A 25,176-nucleotide genomic window follows, 5' to 3' on the forward strand; every position below is an offset into this window, starting at 1 on the left:
CGACTGTGCAGGACGCTCGCCGTCCCCGACACCGGCACGTCCCGCTCAGTGGGAGTCCCGCCCGTGTGCCGTGTTCGAGGAGTCATCCGGTGCAGGTCACGGCTGAGGGAAGGTGACGCGGACGGTCGTGCCGGTGCCTGGTTCGGAGCGGAGGTCGGCGCGGCCGCCGTGGGCTGCGGCGATGGCCGCGACGATGGGAAGGCCGAGGCCGGTGCCGCCGACGCCCTTTCCGGCGCGGTGGAAGCGCTCGAAGGCGCGGGCGGCGTTCTCCGGTGACATGCCCGGCCCCTCGTCCGCCACTTCGATCAGACCCGGAGCCAGACGGATGGTCGCAGGCGTTCCGGGGGGTGTGTGGGCGCGAACGTTGGCGAGGAGGTTCGCGAAGACCTGGCGTATGCGCGCCTTGTCGACGTTCGCGATGAGCGTTTCCGGTGCGTCCAGGCTTACCGGACGGTCGGGTTCGGCGGCGGTCGCGTCCGCGACGGCGTCCCGAGCGAGGACGACCAGGTCTGCCGGGACGGGATGCAGGGACGCCTCGCGGTCCAGGCGGGCCAGCTCCAGAAGGTCGGTGACCAGGTCGTTCATGCGGCGGGCCTCGCCCTCGATGCGGCGCATCGCGTCGGGCAGCTCGTCCGGGCCGAGGGCGCCGTGGCGGTAGAGCTCCGCGTAGCCCTGGACGGTCGTCAGCGGCGTCCGCAGCTCGTGGGACGCGTCGGCGGCGAACTCGCGGACCCGGGCCTCGGATCTGCTGCGCGCCCAGAACGCCTGCTCGATCCGCTCCAGCATCACGTTGACGGCGGCGGCGAGCCGGGCGGTCTCGGTGCGCTGCCCGGCGTCCGGCATGCGGGCGCGCAGGTCGCCGCCGGCGCTGATCGCGTGCGCGGTGGCGGCCATCCGGTCCAGCGGGCGCAGGCCGCGCTGGATGAGCCGGCGTCCGAGCACGATCAGGACTGCGAGCAGCAGCGCGGCCGTCGCGACCTCCGACAGCACCAGGTTCCGCACGGCCGAATGGATCTCGGCGAGCGGGGCCGCGACGACGACGATGCCGTTCCGCCACGGCCGCGCCACGGCGCGCAGCCCGGGGAGGGAGAACGGTTCGAGGCTGCGGGCACGGGAGGCCAGCTCGTCCGGGCCGAGCTTCTCGACGGCGGTGACGGCCCGTTCGGGGTCCGGATCGTCGCCGCTGAGGACGCGGACCCGTCCCGCCTGCCCGACGGCCAGCACCACGAACTGGGCCGGGGCGACCCCCTGCTCCGGCAGGCCGGGGCGCAGCAGGCGGGCCACGGCGCGGTCCCGGGTGGCCTGGAGCTGCTCGTCCACCCGGTGCATGAGGTAGCCGTTCAGGACGAGCGCGCTGACCAGGCCCATGATGGCCAGCCCGGCGGCGGTGACCGCGAGCAGGCCGGTGAGCAGCCGGGCGTTGAGCGTCATGGCCGCAGCGCGTAGCCGACGCCGCGCCGGGTGTGGATGAGCGGACCGCCGAGCGGGTCCAGCTTGCGGCGCAGGTAGCTGATGTAGGTCTCGACGACCTGCGGGTTGCCGTGGTCCCAGCCCCACACGCCGGCCATGAGCCGGTCGCGCGACAGGACGACGCCCGCGTTGCGCATCAGGTAGGCGAGCAGGCGGAACTCGGTCGGCGACAGGTCGACGTCGACTCCGCCGCGCCGGACCGTCCAGTGCGCCTCGTCCAGTTCGAGGTCGGCGACGCGCAGGACGGCGCCGGATGAGGACGGGGGCGGGGCGGCCCGGCGCAGCACGGCCCGCACCCGCGCGATCAGCGCCTCGATCGAGAACGGCTTGGTGACGTAGTCGTCACCGCCGAGCGTGAGGCCCGTGACCGTGTCGGACGGCGTGTCCCGCGCGGTCAGGAAGATCACCGGGACCTGGTCGCCGCCTGCGCGGAGCCGCCGGCAGACCTCGAAGCCGTCCATGCCGGGGAGCATGACGTCCAGCAGGACGAGGTCGGGCCGTTGCGTGCGGGCCGCGCGCAGGGCGTCCTCGCCGGTGGACGCGGTGGCGGGGGTGAAACCGTGGAAGCGCAGCGCGACCTCGACGAGGTCACGGATGTTGGCCTCGTCGTCCACGACGAGCACCCGCCGGCTCTCGCTCATCGGTCCCTTCCCGCTGGACGCGATCCTCGCCCGACGGTACCGCCCGCGACCGGTGGGCGGTCGCGGTCGCGGCGCTATCGCTGCTTGGGAACGCGGATCAGGCGGGCGGTGCGGGTGTCGCCGGACCGTTCGCCGGCGACGAGCACCTGGTCGCCGTTCTTGAGGGACTTGAAGTCGGACTTCTCGCCGTCCTTGCGGACGCGGGTCTTGTCGTCGGCCGTCCACGTCCAGGAGGCGCCGTCGACGCTGAGGACGGTGACCCCGCTGGACGACACGGACGTGATCTTGCCGCGCTGCCAGGTGGCGAGCCGGAAGCCGTCCTTGCGCTGGACGGTCGCCTCGCCATGGACGCCCCGGCCGCCGCGGACGCCGTGGCCGTCGCGGTCGCCGCGGTGAGCGCCCCCCTGCCGGAACGGATGGCCCTTCCCAGGGTGGCCGGGGTGCGCGGTGGAGGAGGGGGAGGGGGACGGGGAGGGGTCGGCGGCGAAGGCCGGGACGGCGAGGTACAGGCCGAGCCCGAGAAGCCCGGCGGCGCCGGCTCCGGCCGCGATGGTCTTGGTTCGCATGCCGCTCATCTAACCGGAGGCACCTGGCAGAAGTCCTCCCGCGATCCTGGGAGAACCCTGGGATTTCACCGAACGCCGTTCGGTGCGTCGCCGGTCAGGCGGGGGATTCGAGGGCCTCCAGGACCTCGGCGCCGTACTTGGCGAGCTTGTTCTCGCCCACGCCGCTCACCCGCCCCAGCTCGGTCAGCGTCGCCGGGAGGGCGGTGGCGATCTCGCGGAGGGTGGCGTCGTGGAAGATGACGTACGCGGGGACGCCCTGCTCCTTGGCGGTGGCGGCGCGCCAGGCGCGGAGGCGCTCGAAGATGGGCATCGCCTCGGCGGGCAGGTCGATCGGGGCCTTGGCGGCCTTCGCGGTCTTCGCCGCCTTCGCGGCGGCGCGCTCCGCTTCGCGGCGCATCATCACCGTGCGCTCGCCGCGCAGGACGTCGCCGCTGGTGTCGGTCTGGAGCAGGGTGCCGTGGTCGCTCTCGACGGCGATGAGCCCCTGGGCGAGGAGCTGGCGGATGACGCCGCGCCACTCGACCTCGCGCAGCTCGGTGCCGACGCCGAAGGGCTTGAGCGAGTCGTGGTCGAACTGGATCACCTTGGCGCTCTTCTTGCCGAGCAGGATGTCGATGATGTGCCCGGCGCCGAACTTCTGCCGCCGTTCCCGGTCGAGCCGCACGATCACCGACAGGACCTTCTGGGCCGCGACGGTCGCGTCCCAGGTCTCGGGCGGGGTCAGGCACGTGTCGCAGTTGCCGCAGGCCTCGCCGGACTGGCCGAAGTAGTCAAGGAGCTGGGCGCGGCGGCATTCGACCGTCTCGCAGAGCGCGAGCATGGAGTCGAGGTGCGTGCTCTGCCGGCGGCGGTGCGCGGCGTCGCCCTCGCCACCGTCGATCATCTTGCGGAGGTTGACGACGTCCTGCAGGCCGTAGGCGAGCCAGGCGGTGGACGGGAGGCCGTCGCGTCCGGCGCGTCCCGTCTCCTGGTAGTAGCCCTCGACGGACTTGGGCAGGTCGAGATGGGCGACGAAGCGGACGTCCGGTTTGTCGATGCCCATGCCGAACGCGATGGTCGCGACGATGACCAGGCCGTCCTCGCGGAGGAAGCGGGACTGGTTCGCTGCGCGCGTTCCCGCGTCCAGGCCCGCGTGGTACGGGAGGGCCTCGATGCCGTTCTCGGTCAGGAAAGCGGCGTGCTTCTCGACCGAGTTGCGGGACAGGCAGTAGACGATGCCCGCGTCGCCCTTGTGCTCGGTCTGGAGGAGGCGGAGGAGCTGGCGCTTGGCGTCGGTCTTCGGCTCGATCCGGTACTGGATGTTGGGGCGGTCGAAGCTCGCGACGAAGTGGCGCGTCCGCGCCCCCGGTTCGAGCTGGAGCCGGGACGCGATCTCGCGGCGGGTCGCCTCCGTCGCGGTGGCGGTGAGGGCGATGCGCGGGACGTCGGGCCAGCGTTCGTGCAGGCCGGACAGCATCAGGTAGTCGGGACGGAAGTCGTGCCCCCACTGCGACACGCAGTGCGCCTCGTCGATCGCGAAGAGGGCGACGTCGCCGCGGTCGAGCAGGTCGACGGTCGCGGCGAGGCGCAGCCGTTCGGGCGCCAGGTACAGCAGGTCGAGTTCGCCCGCGACGAACTGGGCCTCGACGACCTTGCGCTCGTCGAGGTCCTGGGTGGAGTTGAGGAAGCCCGCCTGGACGCCGAGCGTGCGCAGCGCGTCCACCTGGTCTTGCATGAGGGCGATGAGCGGCGAGATCACGATGGCGGTGCCCTTACGGACCAGCGCCGGGATCTGGTAGCACAGCGACTTCCCGCCGCCGGTAGGCATCAGGACGAGCGCGTCCCCGCCGGCGACGACATGCTCGATGATCTCCCGCTGGCCGTCCCGGAACGCGTCGTAGCCGAACACGCGCCGCAGGGTCTCGAGCGTCTCCGGGGTCTCGCGGGTCTCGGGGGAAGTCATCGGCCCATACTACGAACCGCCGCGGACACCCGTCCCCGGAACGTTCACCTGTGGACGACCTCGACCAGCTCCGGTGTCAGCTCGTCCAGATGGCCCGCGACGTGCGCGGCGAGCGCCAGCGCGTCGGGCGCCGCCGGGTGGGCCGGGCGCGGGATCGCGATCACCGTCATCCCGGCGGCGTGCGCCGACCGGAGCCCGTTGCTGGAGTCCTCGACGGCGACGCAGCGGCCGGGCGGGACGTCCATCCGGGCGGCGACCGTGAGATACCCGTCCGGTGCCGGTTTGCCGTACTCGACCTCCTCGGTCGACACGGTCGCCTGGAACAGGCTCTCCACGCGGAGCTTCCCGAGCACCAGGTCGATGAGGGCGCGCGGGGACGAGCTGGCGAGGCCCAGCGGACGGTACCGGGCCATCCGGCGGACGGCGTCCTCCGCGCCCGGCAGCAGCGGCAACCCTTCGGTGTACCGCTGCGTCATCTGGTCGATCACCGTGTAGGCGACCTCCTCGGCGGTGACGCCGTCGACGAGATCGGAGGCGATGTAGGCGGCCCACTCCTCGGTGCTCATGCCCATCAGCCGCTCCTGGGTGTCGGGCAGCCAGCGCCCGCCGTGGCCCGCGACGTAGCCGCGCCGCACCTCCTCCCACACCGGTTCCGAGTCGATCAGGACCCCGTCCAGGTCGAACACGACGGCCTGTACGGACATGGGCTCTCCCTGGATCCTGGTGCGATTCTCGGTCCACTACCCGATACGGACGGACCGGAACCCGGCCTCCCCCGGCCCGACGGGCGTACCGGATTTATGCCCCGAACGCGACATGATCGAGTTTCGGTCTGGCATCGTGGTGGTCCTCCGTTCCCCCTCCGGAGCCACTGCAGAGGAGAGCTGCTCCATGGTGTTCCTCGGTCTTCTCCTGGTCGCCGCCGCCATCGCCGTCGGCGCCGGTGTCGTCCTCGACAACTCCGATGCCTCCCACATCGTCGTCTTCGGCCAGGCCGTGCCAGGCGTGAACAGCGAATGGCAGGTGTTCCTGGCCGGCGCCGGCGTCGCCATCGTCTTCGTCCTCGGCATGACGCTCACCTTCTCGGGCGCCGCCCGCCGCATCCGCAACCACCGCGACCTGCGCGACCTCCGCGACGAGCACCAGGAGTCGCTGACCACGCTGGAGATGGAGAAGCGCCGCCTGGAGCGCGAACTCGCCCGCGCCCAGCAGGGTTCCGGTCGGCAGGGGTCTGAGCGGCAGGGTTCCGGTCGGCAGGGTTTCGGTCGACGGTCGGCCCAGCCGCAGCCGCAGCCGCAGCCGCAGCCGCAGCCCACGGTTCCGGTGCAGGGCGTCCGGGTCGCGGGTCGGTCGCGGATCCCGGCCACGTCCCCCTTCTTCGACCGCGACGAGTAGTCCGCGGTGATGACCGGACGGTCCGCCCGAATCGTCACGTAGAGGGATGCAAGGTGCGCCCGCGTCGACCATGATCGTGGTGTGCGGATTCTTCTCAAGGTGGGCATCACCGCGGTCGCCCTGTGGGCCGCGACCGTCCTGATCGCCGGCATCTCGCTCGGCGATCAGACGACCGGTCGGCGCGTCCTCACGCTCGTCGGGGTCGCCGTCATCTTCGGCCTGGTCAACGCCATCCTCAAGCCGATCATCAAGACCCTCGGCTGCGCGTTCTACGTCCTCACGCTGGGGCTGATCGGCCTCGTCGTGAACGCCCTGCTGCTGTGGCTGACGAGCGAGGTCGCGGAGCGGCTCGACCTGCCGTTCCACGTCGCCGGTTTCTGGCCCGCGTTCTGGGGCGCGATCGTCGTCGGCGTCATCGGCTGGCTGCTGCACCTGTTCGTCCCGGACGACGACGACGATTAGTCCCCGCCCGAGAGCCCCCTGCCACCGGTCCCGGCGGCGATGTGATCAGTCCCCTGCGGCGATGGACGCGCGCTCGAACGGGCCGCGCTCCAGCCGGCCGGACGGCGCGCCGGAGTACTCGCGGTACTCCGGCGGACGGGACCCGGGCGCGCCGATCAGCACCCAGCGGTGCGTCCGGACGGCCCCGATGAGGAACTCGGCGTCGGTCACCGCCCCCGCGTCCGCGACGATCAGCGCGTCGAACTGCTGGTCCGGGGCGGTGAGGGCGGCGCCGAGCGGCGTCCCGACGACGAGGTCGGCGGTGCGGAGCAGGACGTCGCCCTCCACCGCCCGCCCGCCCTCCAGATAGCCGGTGAGCTGCTCGATCCGGGCCATCGCGCGCCGCTGGTGCGCGGCAACGGCGTCCGGGTCCTCGGCGGGATCGGCGCCGCAGATCTCCGCGACGTTCTCCCGCGTCCGGGCCTCGGTCCGCGCCACCGTCTCCCCGTCGGCCTCGCGGGCCGACATCTCCTCGGCGGCCTCCGCCGTGCGGCGGTCGAGCACGGCCGCGGTCTCCGCCGCCTTCGCCGCCGCGGTCTCGGCGTCCGTCCGGGCCTGGGCCGACGCCGCGTGGGCGGCCTCGCGGGCCGTCCGGGCGGCGTTCATCCGGTTCTCGATCTCCTGCACCACCTGGTGCGCCGCGCGCGCCCGCAGGCCCGCCTCGGTCGCCCGCTCCACGGCCTCCGACGCGAGCCGTGCGTGCTCCTGATGCTCGGCCCCGGCCTTCTCCCGCTCCGTCGCCAGCCAGGTCAGCTCGGTACCGAGCCGCTTCTGGGCCTCCTGCGCCTGCTTGAGCCGCGCCCCGCCCTCCGACACGAACGACGCCAGCCCGCGGCGCACCCGCTCGGCGTGCTCGGCGACGTCCTTGGCCTCCCGCGCGCGCCTGGCGGCCTCGTCCGCCTCCCTGGTCCGGGCCTTGACCTCGGCCCGCAGGCTTCCCAGTTCGGACGGCGGCGACGCCACGTGCAGCCGCTGCCCCAGCGTCATCCTCCGGCGCACCGCCGACAGCGCCGACTCCGCCGACACCAGCCGGTAGTAGGCGGCGTGGCCTTCGGCGGCGGCGTCCGCGTCCGCCGCCGTCAGCCGGTGCGCCTCCTCCGCCGCGGCGGGCAGCGCCTCCCGCGCCCGCGCCAGCTCGTCGGTGAGGGACGCCTCCGCCTGCCGCGCTCCCTGCAACTCCGACTGCGCGGTCTTCGCCCGCTCGTCCAGCTGCGCACACCGCGCGTAGGACGCGTCGGCCGTCCGCGTCTGGGCGGTCGCCTCGTCGCCCGCCCGGTCGGCGTCCGCCTGGAGCCGATCGGCCTCCGCGCGCGGCTCCACCAGCTCGGCCTCGGCCTCAGCCTGGACGGCGGCGAGCCGCTCCGCCTCGGCCTCGGCATCTGCGGCGGCCCGCTCGGCCGCGGCCGCCGCGTTCCCGGCCCCCTCGATGCCGCTGCGCAGCGCCGCCTGCTCGGCCTCCAGTTCCTCGCCGCGCCGCAGGTTCTCCGCCTGAACGGCCTGGAGCGCCGCCGCGTCCCGCGGCCACTGCTCCAGCCACATCAGCCCGCGCCGCAGCAGCCGCACCTCGGTGTCCCATGCCTGCCGCCACGCCTCCCCGACCGGCCGCAACGCCGCCGACCGCACCCACGTCTCCGGCGCGGACGCCCCCTCGACCGGGGGCGGACCCGGCTCGACCTCGGAGAGACCGGACGGTTCGTCGCCTTCGGGCGGCATGGCGGGAATCGGCTCCGCCCTCGTGACCGTGGACGGCCCATCACCTTCGTCAGGCTCGGGCGGTATGGCGGGAATCGGTTCCGCCCTCGTGATGGTGGACGGTCCCTCCTCTTCGTCCGGTTCGGGCGGCAATGTGGGCAGCGGCTCGACCCGCGTCACGGCGGACGGGCTCTCGTCGTCCAGCGGCCTGAACTCGACCGTCCCGTGGGATCCGGGCTCCCGCACCGGCGGCGGCACGGGTGCCTCCTCCTCGACCGGCGGCGGTACGGGGAACTCCTCCTCGACCGGCGGCAGCGCCCGCGTCCTCACCGAGGCGGTCTCCGCCGTCCCCGGGCGCGTCTCGATCAGCAGGGAGAAGACCTCGGGGTCGTCCTCCACGCTCCGCAGCAGTTCGGCGGCCAGCTCCGGCGTGGGCGCGATGAGGAGGGCCCGCTCGTCCGTCGCCGTGAGCTCCTTGACCACGTTCCGGACGGCACCGGCCTCGCCGCCCTCCTCCACGTGGACGAGCCGTACGGACTCCGCGTCCAGCGCCCCGGGCGCCACCAGGAACCGGGCGAGCGCCTCCCAGTCACCCGCGACCCGCTCGTCCCGCAGCGCCCGCAACGCCGCGATGTGCGGCGCCCACCCGACCGGCGGGACGTCCTCGGGAACCTCCCTGAGCCGCGCGTCGATGTGCTCGTAGAACTCGCTCAGCGGCGCGTAGACGCTCTCGACCAGCTCACGCCCGCCCCAGCCGACCTCGTCCGTCCCCAGCAGGGGCGTGGAACCCTCACCACCCAGCGGCACGGTCTCCAACCCGGGCCGGGCGTCGGTCTCGCCCTCTGGCCCCGCATCCTCCGCACCGCCCGCGGTCTGGCCAGGCGCGATGCCGTCGACGCCGGGTCCTTCTTCGGGTCCGTTGCTGTCTGCCGGCTGCTTCACGACGTCATCCCGTCCCAGATCGACCGTCCGGGGCCGTTTTCCCCCTTCTGCCGAGGACTAACGTCTCACACGATATGGATCAGCGGTGACCGGCCAGAGCCGCGTGATGATCTTCACCGTCGCGGGGTTCGGGGTCGGGGTGGACGACGGCGCCGGAGAGGCGTGGCAGCGCGTGCAGGAGGCTGTGCTCGGCGTCGACGGCGACCTGATGGGCCCGGACGACCGTGAAAGTGGGATCGACGGTGACGTCACACTCGGCGCGCAGGCTGTGGCCGATCCAACGGAGGCGGACGTCGCCCACAGCGAGAACCCCCGGGGTGGAGGCGAGAGCGTCCTCGGCGCGGTCGACCAGGGCCGGGTCCACGGCGTCCATCAGGCGGCGCCAGACCTCGCGGGCCGTCTGCCAGAGGACGACCGAGATCGCGGCCGTGATGAGCAGGCCCACTACTGGGTCGGCCCAGGGCGCGCCTAGGGCGATGCCAGCCGCGCCTAGTAGGACGGCCAAGGACGCGAAACCGTCCGTGCGTGCGTGAAGGCCGTCGGCGACCAGAGCCGCCGAGCCGATCCGGCGGCCCACGCGGATGCGATAGCGGGCCACCAGTTCGTTGCCCAGGAAGCCGACGAGGGCGGCCCCCGCGAGGGCCGGCAGATGTTCCACAGGCTGTGGATGAGTCAGACGGTCGACGGCCGCGTACCCGGCGACGATGCACGACGCGGCGATCGCCACCACGATGACGATGCCGGCCAAGTCCTCGGCGCGTCCGTAGCCGTAGGTGTAGCGGCGGGTGGGCGGACGCCTGCCGAGGACGAACGCGATGCCCAGCGGGACGGCCGTGAGCGCGTCAGCGGCGTTGTGGAGGGTGTCGCCAAAGAGCGCCACCGAGCCGGTGAACGCGACCACCACCGCTTGGAGGGCGGTGGTCGCGCCCAGGGCGGCGAGCGAGATCCACAGGGCGCGCATGCCCTGGGCGCTCGCCTCCAGCTCCGGGTCCACCTTGTCGGCCGCCTCGTGGGAGTGCGGACGCAGGACGTGCCGCAGACGCCCCCGTCCCTGCCCCCGCCCATGCCCGTGGCCGTGCCCGTGGCCGTGCCCATGCCCGTGGACGTGTCCGTTCATAGGTCCACGATGAACCACGAATCCCGTTGCAGCACCTCGACAACTGCGCTGTTGTCGCAGGTACGCGGCCTGCGTCAGTGCGGGTTCGTCGCCAGTAGCTCCGCCAGCAGGTCGTCCAGCGTGACGATGCCCGCGAACTCGCCGCGCTCGTCGTTCACCACGGCGAGCTGCGCGCGGCCCCGCCGCATGCGGCTGACCGCGTCCAGGACGGTCGTCTCCGCCGTCAGGACAGGGGCCGGGTGGGCGAGTTCGTCCGCGCGGCGGTCGCCGTTCGGCTCGGTGATCGCGGCCCGGACGTGCACGATGCCGGTCATCGCGCCGTCCCCGGACCGGACGAGCAGCCGGTTGTGGCCGCTCGCGCTGGCCGTCCGGCGGATCTGCGCGGCGGTCGCGTCCGCGCCGATCGTGGTGACGGACGTGGCGGGCACGACGAGGTGCCCGACGGTCGCCTCCCGCGCGGAGATGCTCCGGCGGAGCAGCTCGTGGTCGCGCCGTCCGATGAGGCCGAGGCGGCGCGACTCGCCGACCAGGTGGCTGAGCCGTGCCGGGTCGGTGTGGCTGTCCAGCTCGTCCTTCGGCGTGACGCGGATGAGCCGCAGCAGCGCGTTGGTCGTCGAGTTCAGCGCCGACAGGATCGGCCGGGACACCTTCGCGAACGCGCGGAACGGCAGCGCCAGGAGCAGCGCCGAACGCTCCGGGTGCGCGATCGCCCACGACTTCGGCGCCATCTCCCCGATGACCATGTGCAGGAACGTGACGACGGCGAGCGCCGTGCCGAGCGCGATGGCCTTCACCCCGGCCTCGGGGACGCCGAGCGCGTGCAGCGGCGGTTCGAGGAAGTGCTCGAACGCGGGCTCGGTGACGATCGCGAGGCCCAGCGAGCACATGGTGATGCCGAACTGCGCGCCGGCCAGCATCAGCGACAGCTCGCGGACGCCCGCGACGGCGGCGACGGCGGGCCGGCTGCCCTTGGCGGCGGCGCGTTCGAGCTGCGAGCGGTTGGCCGCGACGAGCGCGAACTCGGCCGCGACGAAGAAGCCGTTCCCGACCAGCAGCAGGACGGTGATCAGCAGCGACGGCAGCGGGTTCATGACACCTCCACCGACGGCGAGGGAGAGCGCGGCGCCGGGACGACCGCCGCCCTGATCAGGACCTTCTCGGCGACGCGGCGCGCCACGCTCACGACCTCCAGCTCGACGGAGCCGTTGTCGAGGTCGACGGTGAGGCGGTCGCCCGCGGACGGCAGCCGGCGCAGCTCCGCCATGACGAGGCCGCCGAGCGTGTCGTAGGCGTCACCCTCGGGCAGGTCGAGCCCGGTGAGGCGGCCGACCTCGTCGATGCGCATGCCGGCGTCGACGAGCCAGGACCCGTCCGGACCGGACCTCGGGGCGTCCTCGAGCCCGTCGGTCTCGTCGGTGATCTCCCCGACGAGTTCCTCGGCGACGTCCTCGAAGGTGAGGATGCCGGCGAGGCCGCCGTACTCGTCCACGACGCAGGCGAACTCCTGGCGGGAGTCGCGCATGTGCTCGATGACCCCGTACAGCGGCTGGCTGCCGGGGACGAGCAGCGCCGGCCGGGCGACCTCGCCGACCGGGGTGGACGGGTCGAGCGTGTCGTCGGCGACCTCGCGGACGCCCGCGACGCCGACCACGTCGTCGACCTCCGTCCCGTAGACGGGGTAGGCGCTGTGCCCGGTCTCCCGGATCAGCGCGATGAGCTCGCCGACGGTCGCGGTGGAGGGCAGCGTCCGTACCTGCGGGCGCGGCACCATGACCTCGGCCGCCGTCAGCTCGCCGAAGGACAGGGCGCGGTCCAGCAGGCCGGACAGGTCGGCGGGCAGGTGCCCTGAGCTGTGCGACTTGCCGATGATGTCGCCGAGTTCCTCAAGCGTCGCACCGCTGTGCAGTTCCTCGACGGGCTCGACGCCCACGGCGCGTAGCAGACGCTCCGCCGAACGGTCGAACAGCCGGATCAGCGGCCCCGCGATCGTCAGGTACACGAGGGTGGACGAGGCCAGGGCGCGCGCCAGCGACTCGGCGCGCGCCAGGGCGAGGTTCTTGGGGAACAGCTCGCCCAGAAGCATCTGGATGAGCGTTGCGAGGACGAAGCCCGTCGCGAGGGCGATCGCGCCCGTGGCGCCCTCGGGGACGCCCACCACCTCCAGCAGCGGCTGGATCAACTCCGCGAGGGCGGGTTTGGCGATGAAGCCGACGACCAGCGTCGTCATCGTGATGCCGAGCTGCGCGCCCGACAGCATGAACGACACCCGGCCGATGACCTTGACGGCTCTCTTGGCGGACGTGTCGCCGCGTTCGGCGGCCTGCTCCAGCGTCGCGCGGTCGGCGGCGACGTAGGCGAACTCCTGCGCGACGAAGTATCCGGTGGCGGCGGTGAGAAGGATCACCGCGAGCACCCCCAGCGCCGCGCTCAGCATGGGGCACCAGGTCTATGACTGGGGTCCGACACCGCGGACTCACCACTCCTCTCGTAGACGATCTACCTGTCGTAACGTCGCTCGGGTCAACGACGTTCCCGGCGCACAGGGTACGGGTCGGCGCCCGTCCGCCTCGCGGCAAGGCCCTTTTCGCGCCGACTTCGCATGCGCCGGGGCGTGGGCGAAAGCACCTTGTCTGGGTTAGTGTCACGGATCACACTTGTATGCGAGCGTACGTCCGATAGTGGACCCGGTCCCTGCTCCCAGACCGGCACCGCCGAGGGCATGCTCAGGGGGACCGGAGAAGCGATCGCGGGGCAGACGTTGGACCAGAGCGGGCCCGGGGCCGCCGCGCCCATGAGCCGTGAGGGCGTCGACCATGCCCTGCGCGAGCTCCAGGACGAGCGCGAACGCATCTCCGCATCGCTCGTCGAACTCGAACGCCGGCCCGCGATGCGGCTGCTGGAGGGCGCCCGGCTCACCGGCGAGACGTGGCGGCACTGGGCGGACGCGCAGGCCCGGCTGGCGACGCTGTGGCGGATCTTCGACGCGTACCAGCGCGTCCTGGAAGAGGCGTGCGAGCTGCGCGACCGGTCGCCCCGGCCGGACGCGGCGACGCTGACGGAGCTGTCCGGCCTGCTGTCGGGGTGCTCGGTGGAGCTGCCGGACGGGGAGGTCCCGCTGGAGCACCGCACGCTGCTCGGCCCGCAGGAGCGGCGGATCACCCTGGACGAGGCCGTCGCGATGATGTCGGACGCCTACGAGTTCGTCGCGGGCGAGGTCGCCGCCGCGGACGCCGCCTGGACGGCGCTGCTGGCGCCGCTGGAGACCGCCGAGGAAGCCTGGCGGACGACCGCCCGGCTGGCGCACGCGCTGGACGGCACCCGCCACCCCGAACTCGACCGGGTCGGACGGGAGCTGACCGCGCTCGGCCGGCTCGTCCGCACCGACCCGCTGTCGCTCGTCCGGGACGGGCGGCCGGACACCGCCCGGCTCGACCGCGTCCGCGCCGCGCTCACCGCGCTCGGCGACGAACTCGCCGGCGTCGCGCGGATGCGCGAGGAGTACGCCGAGCTCGTCGCCCGGATCACCGCCGTGATCGAGGAGATCGAGCGGACCGAGCGGCGGGCCCGCGACGCGTACACGACCGCCCATGCCAAGATCCACTCACCGAACCTGCCGGAGCCGTCGGCCGGGCTCGGGGTCGCCCTGCGCGACCGGCTCGCGGCCCTCGAACGGCTCCGCGAGGCGGGCCGCTGGATCGAGATGACGGGCCGCTTCGCCGAGCTGGAGCGGGCCGCCGAGGAGGCGCTGGAACGGGCGCGCGGCGACCTGCGTCTCAGTGCCGGCCTGATGGACCGGCGGGGCGAGCTGCGCGGGCGCCTGGAGGCGTACCGGGCGAAGGCCGCGCGACTCGGCCTCGTCGAGGACGAGCGGGTCACCGAGCTGTACGGCGAGGCCCGCGAGGTGCTGTGGACGGCCCCGTGCGACCTGCGCCGGGCCACTGCGGTCCTGGCGGAGTTCCAGCGGGCGATCAGGGCGAGCGAGAGCGAGACGGGGACGCGGCGATGAACCGATGCACCCAGCCCGGCTGCACAGGCGAGGTCGACGCGGACGGCTTCTGCGACCTCTGCGGGATGGCCCCCGCCGCCTCCCCGCCGTCCGCTGCCTCCGCGCCGCCCGCGGCCGCTCCGCCGCCCGCCGCCCCCTCGGCCACGGGCGGCCCGCCGTCCGGTACCTCGGGCTCCGGCGTCCCGTCCGCCGCGCCGCCGGCGCCGCGGCGGCCCGAGCCCGCGACCGCGGCCCCGGCGGGCACGGCCGGGCCCGCCGCGCCGGCGAGGACGGGATACTCGAGGGCGGCGCCCGCGCGGGTCCCGGTCGCGGCGGTGACCACGCAGACCCCGTTCGCGCCCGCGACGAGCAAGGATCCGGGCTCGTCCGGCCCGACCGGACGCGATGCGCCCGGCGGAGGCACGGCCGGGAGCTCGGGGGGCAGCGGCCGGGGGACGGTCGGGTCCGGCCGGACGGCCTCGCGCGGCGGCACCCGGGGGACCGGGTCCAGCGGCTCCACCAGGCGCGGGATGCTCGGCGCCGGGCTCGTCGAGGTGCCGCCCGTCCCGGCCCGCGACCCCGCCTCGGCGATCATGGACAATCCGGAGGTGCCGGAGAACCGGCGTTTCTGCAGCAAATGCGATGAGAAGGTCGGACGGAGCCGGGGTGGGCGTCCCGGCCGCACCGAGGGGTTCTGCCGCAGTTGCGGGCACCCGTTCTCGTTCACGCCGAAGCTGCACGCGGGCGAGATGGTCGGCGGGCAGTACGAGGTGCTCGGCTGCCTCGCGCACGGCGGCCTCGGCTGGGTGTACCTGGCCCGCGACCACAACGTCAGCGAGCGCTGGGTCGTGCTGAAGGGCCTGCTCGACACCGGGGACGCCGACTCCCTCGCGGCGGCGACCGCCGAGCGGGCGTTCCTCGCCGAGGTCGAGCACCCCAACATCGTCAAGATCTACAACTTCGTCCGGCACGAGGACTCCGGCTACATCGTCATGGAGTACGTCGGCGGGCGCTCCCTCAAGGACATCCTGCTCAGCGTCCGCGGCCAGCACGGCGACCAGGCGTCGCTGCCGCTCGGCCAGGTGATCGCGTACGGGCTGGAGGTGCTGAGCGCACTCGGCTACCTGCACGGCGTCGGCCTGCTGTACTGCGACTTCAAGCCGGACAACGCGATCCAGTCCGAGGAGCAGCTCAAGCTGATCGACCTCGGCGGCGTGCGCCGCGCCTTCGACGTGGACAGCCCGATCTTCGGGACGCCGGGCTACCAGGCCCCCGAGATCGGCTCGCAGGGCCCGTCGGTCACGTCCGACCTCTACACCGTGGGACGGGCGCTCGCCGTGCTCAGCTTCCCGTTCCGCGGCTATACCGGACGGCATCTGCGCAGCCTGCCGCCCCGCGACGACGTCCCGCTGTTCCAGCGGCACGAGTCCTACCACCGGCTGCTGCGGCGCGCCACGCACCCCGACCCGTCCCGCCGCTTCCAGAGCGCCGCCGAGATGGCCGAGCAGCTGACCGGCGTCCTGCGCGAGGTCCTGTCCGCCGAGGACGGACGCCCCCGGCCGTCGCCGTCGCCGCTGTTCGGCCCCGAGCAGCAGACGGCCGGCACCGAGATCGCCGGCACCGTGGGGAACACGACCGTCCTGGTGCCGCTGGAGCCGGCGGCCGCCGCGGCGGCGCTGCCCGTCCCGCTCGTGTCCGCCTTCGACCCGGCCGCCGCGTTCCTCGCCGGGCTCACCGCGCGCGACCCCGACGACCTGGCCGCGGCGCTCGGCTCCGCCCCGGTCGCGTCCCGCGAGGTGCGCCTCGCCCTGCTGCGCGTCCGCATCGAGCTGGGCGACCTGGACGGCGCCGCCCGGCTCCTCGAAGAGATCTCGGCCGAGGCCCCCGACGACTGGCGCGTCGACTGGTACCGGGGCGTCCGCGCCCTCGCGGGCGGGCGCGGCACCGAGGCCGTCGCCGTCTTCAACGACCTGTACGACCTCGCGCCCGGGGAACGGGCCCCCAAGCTGGCGCTCGCGTTCTGCTACGAGACCCTGGGCGACATGGGCAACGCCAGCCACTACTACGAGACGGTCTGGCGCACCGACCCCACCCACGTCAGCGCCGCGTTCGGCCTGGCCCGCGCCCGCCTGGCCGCCGGCGACCGGGCCGCCGCCGAGCGCGTCCTGGACTCCGTGCCCCGCGTCTCCAGCCACTACCTCGCCGCGCAGCTCGCCGCCGTCGCCACGGCCGTCCGGGGCCGTGACCCGGGCGAGCTGGCAGCCGCCGGGCTCGTCGAGGCGGGCCGGCGCCTCGCGTCCCTGCGCCTGGACACCGAGCGGGCCGCCGCGTTCACCGCCGAGGTCCTGGAGGCCGCCCTCGCCTGGCTCCGCGCGGGCCGCGCCCCGATCCCGGCCGGGTTCCGGCAGCAGATCCTCGGCACGGACCTGGACGAGCGGGCCCTGCGCGCGAAGCTGGAGGAGACCTACCGCGTCCTCGCCAAACTCGCCGACGGCGCCGAACACCGCCACGCCATGGTGAAACGCGCCAACGCCGTCCGCCCGAGGACTCTCTTCTGACCATGAACCCCGACCAGCGCACCTACCTTTCGTCGTGCCGCACGTGCGGCGAACCGGCCCACGCGCAGGACCGCTTCTGCGAACAATGCGGCGCCCCCGACCCGGCAGTCCCCCACCCCAGGTCACCCGTGGAGAGCGCGGTGCCCATGCCGCACATGAGCGGTGCACCGTCCGCGCCGCGTGCGAGACCTATGCCGGGGGCCGGGAGCATGCCGGGCACGTTGGGCGCAACACCCGCGCCGTCCGCGTCGGGCGTGCCGTTCGCGCCCCGGGCGGGGCGTGCGCCTGGCGTGTCGGTGGCAGCACCTGCGCCGGGCACGTCGTCCGCGCCTTGCGCGACCGGCGGGGGTTTCGTTCCGCAGGCCGGGGCGGGATGTGTCGATTGCGGCGGGTCGGCCGTCGGGCGGGACGGGTTCTGTGAGCGGTGCGGGCTGCGGCAGCCCGGCGGGCGTGAGCACGTCGAGGCTGATCTCGGGGCGGCCGGGGCGGCGGTGAGTGATCTCGGGTTGCGGCGGCGGCGCAACGAGGACGCGTTCGCCATCGCGGCCCTACCGCGCGGGGCGTGTGCGGTGGTCTGCGACGGGGTCGCGACCGCGCCGGGGTCCGAGGAGGCGTCGCGGCGGGCGGCCGATGCCGCCGTGGCCGTGCTGACCGGGCGTGTCTCGGTCGGGATGGATCCCCAGGGGGCGACGCGCGCGGCGGTGGAGCGGGCCGCGGAGGTCGTGGAGGGGCTCGCCGGCGAACCCCGGAGGTCGCCGGCGTGCACGTTCGTGTCGGCGATCGTGGATCCGGCCGGTGTCACGGTCGGATGGGTCGGCGACAGCCGGGCGTACTGGCTGGGAGAAGCGGGGTCGTGCCTGCTGACGCGGGACGACTCGTGGGCCGAGTCGATGATCGAGCAGGGCGCGATGAGCGCCGACGACGCGTGGGCCGACAAGCGGGCGCATGCGATCACGGCGTGGCTGGGTGCGGACTCGGGGCCCGTCGAGCCGCATGTGGCGGCGTTCCGCCCGACGGGCCCGGGGCTGGTGCTCCTGTGCAGCGACGGGCTGTGGAACGGACTGCCCGAGGCGGCGGATCTCGCGGCGGTGGCGCTGGGCGGAGACGGCCCGATGGGCGCGGCGCGGCGGCTGCTGCGGGCGGCGCTGGACGCGGGTGGCCGCGACAACGTGACGGTGGCGGTGATCCCCTGTTCGCCGCCGGGGAGAGAGCGGGGCAGATGAGCGGGACTCCGGAGTTCACCGTCCGCGTCGACCAGAACGCCTATCTTCCGGCGGGCGGGCAGGAGATGCACGCCATCGTGACCGTGGAGGCGCGCTCGTCCGGCGGTGGCGGTGGCGGCGGCGGGGGCGGAGGCGCCCCGGCGGCGGAGATCATCCTCATCGACACGTCCGGCTCCATGTCGTACCGGGGGAAGATGGCCGCGGCGAAGCGGGCCGCCCGGGCGGCGGTGAACGTGCTGCGGGACGGTGTGCACTTCGCGGTGGTCGCGGGCGCGAACCGGCCGCGGATGATCTACCCGCAGGGGGAGCGGCTCATCGCGGTGGACGAGGCGTCCCGGCGCGGCGCGGTGAACGCGATCGGACGGCTGGAGGCCGCCGGGGGGACGGCGATCGGGTCGTGGCTGCGGCTCGCCGAACGGCTGTTCACCGGGTACGACGACGCCGTCAAGCACGCGATCCTGCTGACCGACGGCAAGAACCAGCACGAGTCGGCCGAGGAGCTGGACGCGGCGCTGCGGCTGTGCGCGGGCCGGTTCCTCTGCGACGCGCGCGGCGTCGGCACCGACTGGGACGTCGCCGAACTGCGGAAGATCACCTCGGCGCTGCTGGGCGGGTTCCTGGACGTCCCCGACCCCGCCGACCTGGAGGCCGACTTCCTGGCGATGACGCGGGCCGCGATGAGCAAGGAGGTCGCGGACGTCACGATGCGCGTGTGGACGCCGCAGCAGTCGCGGCTCCGGTTCGTCAAGCAGATGGTCCCGGCCGTGGAGGACCTGACCGGCCGGCGGGTCGAGTCGGGGCCGCAGACGGGCGACTACCCGCTCGGCGCGTGGGGGAACGAGTCCCGCGAGTACCACGTGTGCGTCGAGGTGCGGCCGGGCGACGTCGGACGGCAGATGCGGGCGGCGTGGCTGAAGCTCCTCGCGGGCGACCGGGTCCTCGCGTCCGGGAACGTCCTCGCCGAGTGGACCGACGACGAGGCCCGCTCGACCAAGATCAACGGGAGGGTCGCGCACCACACCGGGCAGTCGGAGCTGGCCGAGGCGATCCAGGAGGGGCTCGAGGCGCGCCGGGAGGGCGACGAGGACACCGCGACGGCCCGGCTCGGGCGCGCAGTCGTCCTCGCGCGGGAGGTCGGCAACGAGCAGATCTCCGGCCTGCTCGACCGCGTCGTGGACGTGGTGGACGAGGCGAACGGCACCGTGCGCCTGAAACGGGACGTGTCGAAGGCGGACGAGATGTCGCTCGACACGCGTTCCGTCCGGACCGTGCGGACCCGGCACGGCGACGACGCCGGCGACAGGCGCGGGGGCTGACGCCCATGCCCATCTGCCCGAGCGGGCACACGTCCGAGGACGCCGAATACTGCGACGTGTGCGGCGAACTCATCGGCGGCGCGCCCCCCGCGGCCCCTGCGGCCCCGCCGGAGCCGCCGGCGTGCCCGCATTGCGGGACGCCGCGCTCGGGCCGCTTCTGCGAGGTCGACGGGTACGACTTCGACACCGGCACCCTCTACACGGTCGAGCTGTCGGTCGACCACGCGGCGCGGGCGGTCCCGGTCGTGCCGCAGCCGCGCCCGGGCAGTTCGCAGGCCGCGCCGCCCGGCGGCCCGGCCGCGCCGCCCGTCGGCCCGTCGGCGCTGGTCACGGCCGACCGCGCGTACTTCGACAGCGTCCTCGCCGAGATGGGGCCGGACGCCGCGGGCCTCTCCTTCCCGCCGTACTGCCCGGAGCGCCGCGTCCCGCTGCTCGGCGGCCAGGTCCGGATCGGGCGGCGCAGCAGGTCGCGCGCGATCGTGCCGGAGATCGACCTGGGCGCGCCGCCCGAAGACCCCGGCGTGTCGCATCTGCACGCCGTCCTGCTGGCGCAGCCGGACGGCACCTGGAACCTCGTCGACCCCGGTTCGACGAACGGCACGACGGTGAACGGCGGCACCGAGCCGATCCCGGTGAACGTGCCGCTGCCGATGGGCGACGGCGACCGCATCCACGTGGGCGCCTGGACGACCATCACGCTGTCCCTGCAGGAGGGCCTGCCATGACGATGAGTCCCGTGCAGCCGGTGGTTCCCGCTCCCCGGACGTCCGCCCCGCAGCCTGGTCCGCTGCCTGATCCGGAGCCGGCGGCGAGCCGGCAGCACGCCACCGGAGGCCGTCTCAGGACGTTCCTCCGCGGACGGTGGCTGAAGACGATCCCGGGCCGTGTGCGCGCGCACGTGGTCCTGTGTCTGGCCGCTCTCGTCGCGCTGCTCGCCGTCCTCGCGGTGGCGATCGGGAACGCGCGCGACTCCGTCCAGACGATCGGGCATGACGCGGGCCCGCAGGTCGTCGCGACCGGCACGCTGTACTTCGCGCTCAGCGACATGGACGCCCAGGTGTCCAACATCCTGCTCATCGGCCGCGAGCACGACCTCGGCGTCGGCTACGACGAGTCCCTGCGGGTGTATGAGAAGCGCCGCGCGGAGGCGGACGCGGCCGCCGTCCAGGCCGCGCAGCTCGCCGGACGCGACCCGGCCCTGAAGCGGACCGTCCAGGAGGTACTGGACGGCCTCGGCAAGTACGAGCGCCTCGTCGGCCAGGCGATGCAGCTCGACGCCCAGTCCAACCACGCGCCGGGCGAGCTGCCGAACCAGGTCATCGACGCCTACCGGCAGGCGACCGACCTGATGAAGCTGCAACTGCTGCCCAAGGCGTACAACATCACGCTCGACAGCGGCGCGCACGTCCGGCAGTCGTACGAGACGAAGCGGTCGGCCGTGCTGACGGGCCGCGCATGGGTCGCCCTCACCGGCCTGATCGTGCTGCTCTTTCTGATCGCCACGCAGTTGTACCTGGCGCGGACGTTCCGCCGCGTGCTGAACCCGGCGCTGCTGCTGGCCACGCTCGCCACGATCGTCCTCACCTCGGTCGGTGCGGGCCTCCTGACGGCGCATGCGGGCCACATCAAGAACGCCAAGGAGGACGGGTTCGACTCGATCCTCCAGTTGTCCCGCGCGCGCGCCATCAGCCACAGTGCGTTCGCCGACGAGAGCCGCTACCTCCTCGACCCGGGACGCGCCGACACCTACGAGCAGACCTACCTAGACAAGTCGCTGTCGGTGATCTACCCCGACCTCGGGGACAAGCCGGTGAACCTGGAGAACTACTACGCGGGCCTGGAGCAGAAGGTCGCCCCGTACAAGCCCGGCGCGGGCGGCCCGGCCGCCGTTCCGTTCCTGGGCTTCTTCGGGGACGAGGCGCGCACCACCGGCAAGGGTCGCGAGGCGGACGCCCTCGCGAAGACACTGCAGGCGTACCGGGCGGTCCAGCGCAACGACGCGGAGATGCGGCGGCTCGCGTCGTCCGGGAACCGTTCCGGGGCGATCGACCACCGGATGGGACGGACGTCCGGCGCCATCCGCGACTTCGGGGCCTTCGACGCCTCGCTCAGCGCGCTGACCGCCGTCCACCAGGACGCCTTCGACGAGGCGATCAGGGACGCCGACGGCGGGCTGCGCGGCTGGAACGCCGTCCCGCCCGCCGGCGCCGCCGTCATCGCCCTGCTGATCTTGGCGGGGGTCCGTCCCCGGCTGGCCGAGTTCCGCTGACCGGAGGAGAGCAAGCCATGCGCGCCACCGCCCCCCGAGCGGCCGCCCCCCGGGCGATCGCCGCAGTCCTGACCGCCACGGTCCTGACCCCCGCGACGCTCGCCGGCTGCGGCCTCGGCGGCACCGAGGCCGAGTCGGCGGCCGACAAGGACTCCCTCGTCATCGGCCTGAAGGAGGACCAGCCGGCCCTCGGCGTCAAGCGCCCGGACGGGACCTACGAGGGCTTCGACGTCGACGTCGCCACCTACATCGCGGGCAGGATGGGCGTCCCGAAGAGCCGCATCACGTGGCGGACGACGAACTCGTCCGTCCGCGAGGACGCGCTGGCCAAGGGCACCGTGGACATGGTCGTCGCGACGTACTCGATCACCGCGAAGCGCAAGATGAAGGTCACCTTCGGGGGGCCCTACTACGTCGCCCACCAGGACACCTTCGTCCGCGCCGACGCCGCCTCGATCAAGAACGTCCGCGACCTGAAGGGCAAGCGGATCTGCGAGGTGACCGGCTCCAACTCCTGGCGCCGCGTCATCGAGGAGCGCAAGGTCGCCGCCGAGCCGGTCACCGTGGGCACCTACGGGGCGTGCATGGACGCGCTGGCCGCCGGGAAGCTCGACGCCGTCTCGACCGACGACCTGATCCTCGCCGGGTTCGCCGCCGGCCGCCCCGGACGGATGATCAACGCGCCGTTCACCGACGAGAAGTACGGCGTCGGCCTCCGGAAGGGCGACCTGAAGGGCTGCGAGGAGGTCAACCGGGCCATCACCGCCATGTACCAGGACGGCACGGCGCAGCGCCTGCTCACCAAGTGGTTCGGCGAGTCGGGGCTGAAGCTGACGACCAGCGTCCCCCAGTTCGAGGGCTGTACCTGAACCTCAGGGCGTGGTGGTGGACGGGAACCCGACGATCGCCTCGCGCAGCGTGTCGTAGATCGGGATGAACTTGTCGAGCCCGGTGATGCGGAAGACTCGCTGGACGCGCGGCGGGAGCGCCACCAGCGCGATGTGGGTGCCGCGCTCGCCGGCGCGGCGGTTGGCGGCGACGAGCGCGTTCAGGCCCGTCGAGTCGCAGAACGTCACCTCGCGCATGTCGACGACCGTCGGCTCGGCCGTGTCGACGACCTCGAAGAGGATCTCCTCGAAGCGCGTCCTGGACACCACGTCGATGTCGCCCTTCACGCGTACGACGGTGCAGCGGTCGTCGCGCATCAGGCTGATGTCGAAGTCCATGGTCACCTCACGCCCCACTCGGGTGGCACCCGGCCAACTCAGGTGACTCCTCAGGATCGCGCACCCGTGCCCGCATTCCAAGCTCTGACCGGGAATGAGGACCGGGCCACGGGCCCGTCTCCCGGACCGTAACGCCGTACCGGACGTCCCGGCCGGGTCCCACGTGCAGACTCTACCCGACGGCCGCCCGGGCCGTCCGGATGCGTCCGGGGTCATCCGGGAAATCGGGCAATAACTTACTCAAGAGAAACTTACCAGGGAGTAAGAAATGGCGTCCAATACCGCCTCCGGCATGGCTTGAACTGGGGACAGACCATTTCTTGCCCGCCTCCCCGCGCGAAAGGCGGACGCTGACCCGGGCCCGGATCCGCGCAGAGGTTACAGTGGCGGTGGCGAAATTCGGGAGGCTGGGTGTTCTACACGTTCATGACGCGAGTGGTGCGTCCGATCCTCTGGCTGCTTTTCCGGCCCCGCGTCATCGGCGGCGAGAACGTGCCGAGCTACGGGCCGCTGATCGTGGCGAGCAACCACCTGTCGGTCATCGACAGCTTCATCATCCCGCTCGCGGTGCCGCGCCCGGTCACCTACATCGCCAAGGCCGACTACTTCGAGGGCGGCGGGCTGAAGAGGGCCTTCGTCCGCTGGTTCCTCACCAACCTCGGGCACGTCCCCGTCCGGCGCGGCGCCCGCCGCGCCGCGATGGGCGCACTGGAGCAGGCCGCCGAGGTCCTCGACAACAGCGGCGCCTTCGCGATCTACCCCGAGGGCACCCGCTCCCCGGACGGACGCCTCTACCGCGGCCGGACGGGCGTGGGCTGGCTCGCCCTCGAATCCGGCGCCCGCGTCCTGCCGGTCGCCCTCGAAGGCACCGAGAAGATCCAGCCGATCGGGACGGCCTTCCCCCGGGTCTTCGGCCCCCGTCCGACCGTCCGCATCGGCCCGCCCATGGACTTCTCCCACTACCGCGACCTCCCGCCGGCCAAGGCCCGCCGCGCCATCACCGACGAGATCGTCGAGACCATCCAGAAGATGTCCGGCCAGGACTACGCCGCCGAGTACAACGACCGCGCGGAGAAGGGCTAGCGCCCTCCGCGCCGCCCTCGTGGCGGGGCGCCCCCGAGGAGGCTCGGGGTCAGCGCGTGTCGCCGGGGCGGAAAGGGGCGTCCGGGCCGTAATGTCGCGGCCATGGCGCACAGGATCCTCCCGATCGTCCTGTTGGTGACTGCCGCCGCCGCGACAGCGTGCGGGGGCGGCAGCGAGCGCGCCCGCGAGGTGGGCGGCACCGCCCGCGCGGAGGTCGCGGGCATCGGGTACACCTCCGACCAGCTCGCGCAGGCGCTGCTCCTCGAAGCGACCGGCTACCGGCGGGCGGGGGAGCCCGACTCGGGGGAGTACGGCTCGCTGAAGGCCATCCAGAACGCGGCCAGGCTCCAGCGCGAGGCGACCCTGGACAGGCCGCGCTGCGGGACGGGCCGTCCCGGCGGCGCCGTGGCGGGCGACGTCCCGGCGGCGCTCGTCTCGTTCACCGGCAACGCCGGGCAGACCGCCACCGAGACGCTGATGGGCATGTCCGCCGCCGACGGCGAGAAGCAGGTCAACGCGCGCGTCCCGTCCGGCTGCCTGAGCTTCCGCACCAGGATCGGCTCGAACTGGGCCGAGCACCGCGTCGTGGAGGTGCCGAAGGGCGACATCGGCGAGGGCTCCCGCACCGTCGGCGTCACCACGACCAGCGGCAACGCGAAGACCCGCACCTGGTACGTCGTCTTCCGGGGCCGCCACTACGTCGCGACCGTCTCCGTCTTCGGCCCGACCGTCACCCGCGCGGACGCCGAGCGCCTCGCCCGCGAATCGCATGCCCAGGCGGAACGCGTCCTCATGTGAGGCGCGCGGCTCGCGGTCCGTCTCGTTCAGCGGATACGGTTCGCCTTACACGGGACGGACGTCCCGGGCGCGTCGTTCCCAGCGGGGGTTTCCTTGATCGGTAAGGAGGGCCGGGTGACCGGCCGGATCGGGCCGGGGCTCGTCGGCGAGGTCATGATCCCGATCCGGGGCGGTGTCGAGGCGTTCTACGCGCACCCGGTGAACCCGCAGGACGAGATCGGCGTCGGGACGATCGTGGTCGTGGTCGAGCACCACCCGCCCCGCACGGTGTACGTGGCGCCCGCCCTGCCCCACTGACGGTGCCCGAGTGACCGCGCCCCCGTGACCGTGCCCCCGTGACCGTGCCCCCGTGACCGTGCCCCCGTGACCGTGCCCCCGTGACCGTGCCCCCGTGACCGTGCCCCCGTGACCGTGCCCCCGTGACCGTGCCCCCGTGACCGTGCCCCCGTGAC

Annotated in this window: 23 protein-coding genes; 12 read left to right on the top strand and 11 right to left on the bottom strand. The window is 73.5% G+C overall.

Annotated features, from left to right (window positions below):
• Nucleotides 1–96: 96 nt before the first annotated feature.
• From SM418_RS21370 to SM418_RS21390, 5 genes are all read right to left on the bottom strand, one after another.
• Entirely contained in the window at nt 97–1,431 is a 1,335-nt protein-coding gene (locus SM418_RS21370; RefSeq protein ID WP_371943259.1) for a sensor histidine kinase, read from the bottom strand.
• Nucleotides 1,428–2,111 carry a response regulator transcription factor gene (locus SM418_RS21375; protein WP_371943257.1) on the bottom strand — a complete coding sequence of 228 codons (684 nt, stop codon included), beginning with the start codon at nt 2,109–2,111 and terminating at the stop codon, nt 1,428–1,430. The genes SM418_RS21370 and SM418_RS21375 overlap by 4 nt, the downstream gene beginning before the upstream one ends.
• Nucleotides 2,112–2,185: 74 nt before the next feature.
• Nucleotides 2,186–2,686, bottom strand: a complete 501-nt coding sequence (locus SM418_RS21380; protein WP_371943255.1) for a DUF5666 domain-containing protein — start codon at nt 2,684–2,686, stop codon at nt 2,186–2,188.
• An 85-nt stretch (nt 2,687–2,771) separates the two neighbouring features.
• Nucleotides 2,772–4,619, bottom strand: a complete 1,848-nt coding sequence (recQ, locus tag SM418_RS21385) for a DNA helicase RecQ (protein WP_371943253.1) — start codon at nt 4,617–4,619, stop codon at nt 2,772–2,774.
• A gap of 44 nt (nt 4,620–4,663) precedes the next feature.
• On the bottom strand, nt 4,664–5,323 hold the full coding sequence (locus SM418_RS21390; RefSeq protein ID WP_371943251.1) for an HAD family hydrolase: 660 nt from the start codon (nt 5,321–5,323) through the stop codon (nt 4,664–4,666).
• 187 nt (nt 5,324–5,510) lie between these two features.
• On the opposite strand from SM418_RS21390, the gene SM418_RS21395 reads away from it, so the two are divergent.
• On the top strand, nt 5,511–6,014 hold the full coding sequence (locus tag SM418_RS21395; RefSeq protein WP_371943249.1) for a hypothetical protein: 504 nt from the start codon (nt 5,511–5,513) through the stop codon (nt 6,012–6,014).
• 81 nt (nt 6,015–6,095) lie between these two features.
• A complete protein-coding gene (locus SM418_RS21400) occupies nt 6,096–6,476 on the top strand; it encodes a phage holin family protein (RefSeq protein ID WP_371943247.1) in 381 nt (126 codons plus the stop codon).
• Nucleotides 6,477–6,521: 45 nt separating this feature from the next.
• On the opposite strand, the gene SM418_RS21405 is transcribed toward SM418_RS21400, so the two are convergent.
• From SM418_RS21405 to SM418_RS21420, 4 genes are all read right to left on the bottom strand, one after another.
• Entirely contained in the window at nt 6,522–9,149 is a 2,628-nt protein-coding gene (locus SM418_RS21405) for a coiled-coil domain-containing protein (RefSeq protein ID WP_371943245.1), read from the bottom strand.
• Between the two features lie 79 nt (nt 9,150–9,228).
• Nucleotides 9,229–10,266: a cation diffusion facilitator family transporter gene (locus SM418_RS21410; RefSeq protein ID WP_371943244.1), complete on the bottom strand. Its 1,038-nt coding sequence runs from the start codon at nt 10,264–10,266 to the stop codon at nt 9,229–9,231.
• A 74-nt stretch (nt 10,267–10,340) separates the two neighbouring features.
• Nucleotides 10,341–11,357, bottom strand: a complete 1,017-nt coding sequence (locus SM418_RS21415; RefSeq protein WP_371943242.1) for a hemolysin family protein — start codon at nt 11,355–11,357, stop codon at nt 10,341–10,343.
• Nucleotides 11,354–12,700, bottom strand: coding sequence for a hemolysin family protein (locus SM418_RS21420; RefSeq protein ID WP_371943240.1), 1,347 nt, complete (start codon nt 12,698–12,700; stop codon nt 11,354–11,356). Before SM418_RS21420 ends, SM418_RS21415 begins: the two co-directional genes overlap by 4 nt.
• 357 nt (nt 12,701–13,057) lie before the next feature.
• On the opposite strand from SM418_RS21420, the gene SM418_RS21425 reads away from it, so the two are divergent.
• Nucleotides 13,058–14,272, top strand: coding sequence for a hypothetical protein (locus tag SM418_RS21425; RefSeq protein ID WP_371943238.1), 1,215 nt, complete (start codon nt 13,058–13,060; stop codon nt 14,270–14,272).
• Here SM418_RS21425 and SM418_RS21430 read toward each other — a convergent pair.
• Nucleotides 14,235–14,846 carry a hypothetical protein gene (locus SM418_RS21430; RefSeq protein WP_371943237.1) on the bottom strand — a complete coding sequence of 204 codons (612 nt, stop codon included), beginning with the start codon at nt 14,844–14,846 and terminating at the stop codon, nt 14,235–14,237. The two genes, SM418_RS21425 and SM418_RS21430, sit on opposite strands and share 38 nt — an antisense overlap.
• On the opposite strand from SM418_RS21430, the gene SM418_RS21435 reads away from it, so the two are divergent.
• The 6 genes from SM418_RS21435 (at nt 14,782) to SM418_RS21460 (ending at nt 22,486) form a co-directional block, all read left to right on the top strand.
• A complete protein-coding gene (locus SM418_RS21435; RefSeq protein WP_371943235.1) occupies nt 14,782–16,809 on the top strand; it encodes a serine/threonine-protein kinase in 2,028 nt (675 codons plus the stop codon). The genes SM418_RS21430 and SM418_RS21435 overlap by 65 nt on opposite strands.
• A gap of 491 nt (nt 16,810–17,300) precedes the next feature.
• Entirely contained in the window at nt 17,301–18,032 is a 732-nt protein-coding gene (locus SM418_RS21440) for a PP2C family protein-serine/threonine phosphatase (RefSeq protein ID WP_371943233.1), read from the top strand.
• Nucleotides 18,029–19,348, top strand: a complete 1,320-nt coding sequence (locus SM418_RS21445) for a VWA domain-containing protein (RefSeq protein WP_371943231.1) — start codon at nt 18,029–18,031, stop codon at nt 19,346–19,348. Before SM418_RS21440 ends, SM418_RS21445 begins: the two co-directional genes overlap by 4 nt.
• 5 nt (nt 19,349–19,353) lie before the next feature.
• A complete protein-coding gene (locus SM418_RS21450; protein ID WP_371943230.1) occupies nt 19,354–20,073 on the top strand; it encodes an FHA domain-containing protein in 720 nt (239 codons plus the stop codon).
• Nucleotides 20,070–21,617 carry a GlnX family signal transduction membrane protein gene (locus SM418_RS21455; protein WP_371943229.1) on the top strand — a complete coding sequence of 516 codons (1,548 nt, stop codon included), beginning with the start codon at nt 20,070–20,072 and terminating at the stop codon, nt 21,615–21,617. The genes SM418_RS21450 and SM418_RS21455 overlap by 4 nt, the downstream gene beginning before the upstream one ends.
• 17 nt (nt 21,618–21,634) lie before the next feature.
• Complete coding sequence (locus SM418_RS21460) at nt 21,635–22,486, top strand: glutamate ABC transporter substrate-binding protein (protein ID WP_371943228.1); 852 nt, start codon at nt 21,635–21,637, stop codon at nt 22,484–22,486.
• A 3-nt stretch (nt 22,487–22,489) separates the two neighbouring features.
• On the opposite strand, the gene SM418_RS21465 is transcribed toward SM418_RS21460, so the two are convergent.
• Complete coding sequence (locus SM418_RS21465) at nt 22,490–22,843, bottom strand: STAS domain-containing protein (protein ID WP_371943227.1); 354 nt, start codon at nt 22,841–22,843, stop codon at nt 22,490–22,492.
• Nucleotides 22,844–23,254: 411 nt separating this feature from the next.
• Between SM418_RS21465 and SM418_RS21470 the strand changes: the two genes are divergently transcribed.
• From SM418_RS21470 to SM418_RS21480, 3 genes are all read left to right on the top strand, one after another.
• On the top strand, nt 23,255–23,926 hold the full coding sequence (locus SM418_RS21470) for a lysophospholipid acyltransferase family protein (RefSeq protein ID WP_371943226.1): 672 nt from the start codon (nt 23,255–23,257) through the stop codon (nt 23,924–23,926).
• 102 nt (nt 23,927–24,028) lie between these two features.
• Nucleotides 24,029–24,724 carry a hypothetical protein gene (locus tag SM418_RS21475; protein ID WP_371943225.1) on the top strand — a complete coding sequence of 232 codons (696 nt, stop codon included), beginning with the start codon at nt 24,029–24,031 and terminating at the stop codon, nt 24,722–24,724.
• A gap of 114 nt (nt 24,725–24,838) precedes the next feature.
• On the top strand, nt 24,839–25,021 hold the full coding sequence (locus SM418_RS21480; protein ID WP_371943224.1) for an NfeD C-terminal domain-containing protein: 183 nt from the start codon (nt 24,839–24,841) through the stop codon (nt 25,019–25,021).
• Nucleotides 25,022–25,176 lie beyond the last annotated feature (155 nt).

It is taken from the genome of Actinomadura chokoriensis, assembly GCF_041463665.1.
Lineage (GTDB): Bacteria > Actinomycetota > Actinomycetes > Streptosporangiales > Streptosporangiaceae > Spirillospora > Spirillospora chokoriensis_A.